The organism is Bartonella sp. OD88NMGDW, from assembly GCF_042193775.1.
GTDB lineage: Bacteria > Pseudomonadota > Alphaproteobacteria > Rhizobiales > Rhizobiaceae > Bartonella > Bartonella grahamii.
This window is the reverse complement of the sequence record NZ_JBHIMA010000047.1, coordinates 1-1,545: the sequence shown is the minus strand read 5'-3', so window position 1 is coordinate 1,545 and position 1,545 is coordinate 1. Positions and strand designations below refer to the sequence as shown.

Below are 1,545 nucleotides of genomic sequence, written 5' to 3'. Positions count from 1 at the left end.
GTTGCCAATTCTCTCGCAAAAGGAATTACATTTGGACATCTATGGAGACATAGAAACTAGATGAGATAAAAAGCAATAGTTCCCCTAACAAACGCCCTTAATATCCATATGACAAAATAACGAGGATATCCAATCCTACAGTAAAAAATATTCGCACTGAAATTGAGCTATTTTCATAAATTAAAAAATGAAATTAAGAAAAGATCAATTATCGTAAACTATACACTTTACTTTGGTGTCAAAATTATAATAATGACAACAAACATCAGGATCTATATAATAGTAAAAAAGAGTCATATTAAAATGAAGTTGGTCATTCTTATAATTTTGATTGCAAACATTTTATCAGCTTGTGCATTAGCACCAAAGCTAAAACAGCCCAATGATAGGAACCGTGTACCTATTAATAAAACAATCCCTGCCGAAATCAAGCGAGCAAATATATGAAAAAGCGATTTATTATAACAGGAATGATTACCATTTGGGGAATGATAAATTTGGCACATGCAGTGGTGGATCATTCTAAAACACGTGTAGACGCAGATCCATCAAGTTTATGCAATGTTCTAGAAGTGGCACGTGCAGAGTTTGAAAAGCGAAAGTATGGAAGAGACAGCTCTGGAATCCTAGAAAAATGTTTAAAATTGCTATCATCTGCTCCACCGCCACAACCTGCTCCACCGCCACAACCTGCTCCACCGCCACAACCTGCTCTATCAGCAGAATATTCGGAAATCCTTCAGCTTTTAAAAAAAGAGGAAATTATTGAGCTCTTAAAAAAGCAGCTTGAGTTGAAAAAAAAACAAGTTTCACAAATAGAAAAAGCCTATCAAGCTATAACAAAGAATCAGAAAACTGGATCTAAAACAATTGACTTTTCTAGTTTTTTTCTCAAAGAACCAGAATCGCTCTATAAGCGTGATAAGCTTTCAAGGGAATCATATCAAAAGGTATTAGAGGAAGAAAACAAAATTTCTGGGACTTTTGATCAAATGGGCAAAGCTATTTCGGAGCGTTTACAATTTGCATCGATACAAGATAAAGCTGTAAGTTTAGAAACTTTTGAAAACGTAGAAAATCGTTTTAAATACCTCCAACATCTATTAGATGAAATTCAAAAAAAAGAAAACCTGAAAGATACTGCAGATCTTCAAGCACATATCGATGGTTCGTTAACCATGATCCAAAATGAATTTATAAAGATGGAAATGGTAGCGCATTTACGTAATGCTGAGCAATCACTTATCAAAAGGAAAAGACGCGAACTTGATATGAAAATTTTTAACCATGAAACAAACGGGATGCCTACCATACGATAAAAACAAAAGCCACTGTAGAAAGTTCAGTACTATCCGAACAATTCAAAGAGGCACAAAGATTTTATCAAAGCCAAGATATCGTAATGCAAATACTTGGGTAATGTATAAATGAAAATGACACGTTTAGCATATATCTATGTTTCAAGGTGATAAAAAGTTGAAAATTCATTAAAGAGGAATTCCATGGACTTTACAGTGTTCACGCAACTTTTCACTAAAATTGATC

Annotated in this window: 2 protein-coding genes; both read left to right on the top strand. The window is 33.9% G+C overall.

The window, feature by feature from the left end; genetic code table 11:
- Positions 1 to 303: 303 nt before the first annotated feature.
- The gene (locus ACFIJR_RS08965) at positions 304 to 447 is read left to right on the top strand and encodes a TrwH protein (RefSeq protein ID WP_375652237.1); all 144 of its coding nucleotides are present in this window, start codon (positions 304 to 306) and stop codon (positions 445 to 447) included.
- The gene (locus tag ACFIJR_RS08960) at positions 444 to 1,319 is read left to right on the top strand and encodes a type IV secretion system protein (RefSeq protein WP_375654057.1); all 876 of its coding nucleotides are present in this window, start codon (positions 444 to 446) and stop codon (positions 1,317 to 1,319) included. Before ACFIJR_RS08965 ends, ACFIJR_RS08960 begins: the two co-directional genes overlap by 4 nt.
- The last annotated feature ends 226 nt before the right edge of the window (positions 1,320 to 1,545 follow it).

Excerpts from the sequence above, each read along its gene's own strand:
- ACFIJR_RS08965 (WP_375652237.1), top strand. The coding sequence starts at position 304 with ATGAAGTTGGTCATTCTTATAATTTTGATTGCAAACATTTTATCAGCT.
- ACFIJR_RS08960 (WP_375654057.1), top strand. The coding sequence starts at position 444 with ATGAAAAAGCGATTTATTATAACAGGAATGATTACCATTTGGGGAATG.